The organism is Pseudomonas sp. NPDC088890, assembly GCF_044900155.1.
Taxonomy (GTDB): Bacteria; Pseudomonadota; Gammaproteobacteria; order Pseudomonadales; family Pseudomonadaceae; genus Aquipseudomonas; species Aquipseudomonas urmiensis.
In genome coordinates this window covers 1-3303 of sequence record NZ_JBJDNG010000014.1, presented here as the reverse complement: position 1 = coordinate 3303, position 3303 = coordinate 1, and the positions used below count along the sequence as shown (strand labels likewise).

At 58.2% G+C, this 3303-nt stretch carries 3 protein-coding genes and 1 pseudogene; all 4 read left to right on the top strand.

Annotated features, from left to right (window positions below; all coding sequences use genetic code 11):
- A pseudogene (locus tag ACI2JX_RS22320) lies at positions 1–360 on the top strand (ketol-acid reductoisomerase); the annotation flags it as partial.
- A 150-nt stretch (positions 361–510) separates the two neighbouring features.
- A complete protein-coding gene (gene pssA, locus ACI2JX_RS22315) occupies positions 511–1362 on the top strand; it encodes a CDP-diacylglycerol--serine O-phosphatidyltransferase (protein WP_186556458.1) in 852 nt (283 codons plus the stop codon).
- 77 nt (positions 1363–1439) lie between these two features.
- The gene (gene msrP, locus ACI2JX_RS22310) at positions 1440–2453 is read left to right on the top strand and encodes a protein-methionine-sulfoxide reductase catalytic subunit MsrP (protein WP_404691002.1); all 1014 of its coding nucleotides are present in this window, start codon (positions 1440–1442) and stop codon (positions 2451–2453) included.
- A complete protein-coding gene (msrQ, locus tag ACI2JX_RS22305; RefSeq protein WP_404691001.1) occupies positions 2453–3064 on the top strand; it encodes a protein-methionine-sulfoxide reductase heme-binding subunit MsrQ in 612 nt (203 codons plus the stop codon). Before msrP ends, msrQ begins: the two co-directional genes overlap by 1 nt.
- Positions 3065–3303 lie beyond the last annotated feature (239 nt).

The window sequence follows — 3303 nt, the reverse complement described above, 5'->3', positions numbered from 1 at the left end:
CCAGAAATGGCCTACTTCGAGTGCCTGCACGAACTGAAGCTGATCGTTGACCTCATGTACGAAGGCGGCATCGCCAACATGAACTACTCGATCTCCAACAACGCCGAGTACGGCGAGTACGTGACTGGCCCAGAAGTCATCAACGAAGAATCCCGCAAGGCCATGCGCAATGCTCTGAAGCGCATCCAGGACGGCGAGTACGCGAAGATGTTCATCTCCGAAGGCGCCACCAACTACCCATCGATGACCGCCAAGCGTCGTAACAACGCCGCCCACGGTATCGAAGTGATCGGTGAGCAGCTGCGTTCCATGATGCCTTGGATCTCGGCTAACAAGATCGTCGACAAGGCTAAGAACTAAGTCTTTGCGATGAAATGAAAACGCGGCTTCGGCCGCGTTTTTTCGTTTAGGCGGCTCGCATCTGGTATAAAGCGACCAGTGGCTTGCTGTCAGAACCTGTTTTGCAAGCCCGTGTCGAAACATTTTCCACTCAGTTGCAAGGTAATTTTCATGAGCGAACGTCCCGAAGAGCCGAACAAGCCCTCCGACGCCGAAAGCCTGCTACCTGTCGATGAGCATGTTGAAGAGGGGCATGACGCCGAAGGGCGTAAGGTGCGGCATCGCGGCATCTACCTGCTGCCCAACCTGTTCACCACTGCCAACCTGTTCGCCGGCTTTTACTCGATCATCAGCTCGATCAGCGCGCAGAGCGCCATGAGCGCAGGTGATCCCCGCGAGGCGAGCAAGTATTTCGCCTTTGCTGCCATCGCCATTTTCGTGGCCATGGTGCTCGACGGCCTCGATGGTCGTGTAGCGCGCATGACCAACACCCAAAGCGCCTTTGGCGCCGAGTACGACTCGTTGTCCGACATGGTCGCCTTCGGCGTCGCTCCGGCACTGTTGGCATTCGGTTGGGCACTGGGCGACATGGGCAAGGTCGGTTGGATGGTGGCCTTCATCTATGTTGCGGGCGCGGCGTTGCGTCTGGCCCGTTTCAACACCCAGGTAGGCACCGCCGACAAGCGTTACTTCATCGGTCTGGCCAGCCCGGCTGCGGCAGGTGTGGTGGCCGGTACTGTCTGGGCGTTCAGCGATTTCGGCATCCAGGGTTCCAAGCTGTCGTTCCTGGTCGCGCTGCTGGTCGCCGCTGCCGGCATGCTGATGGTCAGCAACGTCAAGTACAACAGCTTCAAAGAGCTCGACCTCAAGGGGCGCGTGCCTTTCGTGGCGATCCTGGCCGTGGTGCTGGTGTTTGCCGTGGTGTTCAGCGATCCGCCGCGCATCCTCCTGCTGATCTTCCTCGGCTATGCGATCTCGGGCCCGGTGCAGTACTTGCTGCGGGTGCGTCGGCGAAAAGCCTGAAGTTGATTTAATGCTGGAATAACCTGCCGGCTCCACAGTCTTACGGGTACATCAGTTGCCCGTACTGTGGAGCCGTTATGCTCATCAAGATCCCTCGTTCATCCGATTGCCAGGCTTCGGAGATCACCCCCGAAAGCCTCTATCTATCGCGTCGAGCCGTGCTGGGTGCCTCTTTGGCGGGTATTGCCGTGGGTGCGCTGCCAGGGTTGGCCAGCGCGGGCGAGTCGTCGCGCTATGCCGATGTCGCGCCTGGTGCGCCGCCGCAATGGTTCAGCGACAAGCTGGGCGCGGCTCGTTGGCAAGCGGTAACGGTCAAGGATGAGGCGATCACTCCGTTCAAGGATGCAACGCACTACAACAACTTCTACGAGTTCGGCACCGACAAGGGCGATCCGGCGGCCAATGCCGGTAGCCTAAAGACCGAGCCGTGGAGCCTGGTGGTCGATGGTGAGGTGGCCAAGCCCGGGCGCTATGCGCTGGAGGACTTCGTCAAGCCGTACCAGCTGGAGGAGCGCATCTATCGACTGCGCTGTGTCGAGGCCTGGTCGATGGTCATCCCCTGGCTGGGTTTTACCTTAGCGGAGGTGCTCAAACAGGTGCAGCCGACCTCGAAAGCGCGTTACCTGCGATTTGAGACGCTGCAAGATCCCAAAGTCATGCCGGGTCAACGCTCCTCATTTGCCTTGATCGACTGGCCATATGTAGAGGGCTTGCGCCTGGATGAAGCGATGAATCCGCTGGCGATACTTGCGGTGGGCATGTATGGCCGGGAGTTGCCCAATCAGAATGGCGCACCGTTGCGCCTGGTGGTGCCCTGGAAGTACGGCTTCAAAAGTATCAAGTCGATCGTGCGGATCAGTCTGGTCGACGAGCAACCCAAGACTACCTGGGAAAGCCTGGCGCCGACTGAGTATGGCTTTTATGCCAACGTCAACCCGAATGTCGACCATCCGCGCTGGACCCAGGCCCGCGAGCGGCGTCTGCCCAGCGGGCTGTTCAGCCCTAATGTGCGCGATACCTTGATGTTCAATGGCTACGGCGATGAAGTCGCCTCTCTATATAGTGGGCTCGATCTGCGGAAGAACTATTGATGCGCTATCCCTGGTTGCGCCTGGCTATTTTTCTGCTGGGCTGCCTGTTTCCGGCGTGGTGGCTGTACGAGGCGGCGATGAATCTGCTGGGGCCGGACCCTGGCAAGATCCTGGTCGACCGTCTCGGGCTCGGTGCGCTGATCTTCCTGCTAATAACCTTGAGCATGACTCCTCTGCAGCGTTTGACGGGGTGGTCAGGCTGGATCGTGGTGCGTCGGCAGCTGGGGCTGTGGTGCTTTGCCTATATAGTGCTGCACATGACTGCCTATATGGTGTTCATCCTCGGTTTGGATTGGGGCCAGTTGGGCGTCGAACTGCGTAAGCGTCCGTACATCATCGTTGGCGTGCTGGGCTTTATTGGCTTGCTGGCGCTGGCGGTCACCTCCAATCGCTACAGCCAACGGCGCTTGGGCGCGCGTTGGAAGAAGCTGCATAAGCTGGTGTATGTGATTCTTGGGCTGGGATTGCTGCATTTTCTATGGATCGTGCGCTCGGATCTCAAAGAGTGGGCCATCTACGCATCTATAGGTGCTGCCTTGCTGGCACTGCGTATTCCGGCCATCTGGCGGCATGTGCCGCGGCTGATGGGCGGGCGGGGTAGGGCGATTTGAAACATATTTGAAATAAAGTGTTGACGGCCTGTCGAAACCCCTTATAATGCGCCCCACTTCCAGCGTAGTTGGAACGGAAAACTCCTTGATTATCAACGAGTTAGATGTTTCAGGCAGTACTGGAAGTGCTTCGATCTTCTGATTGGCAGCGGTGAAAAAGGTAGTTGACAGCAGCTAGTAACGCTGTAGAATTCGCCTCCCGCTACGAGAGATCGCAAGCGAGTCAAGTGTTTGAAGTT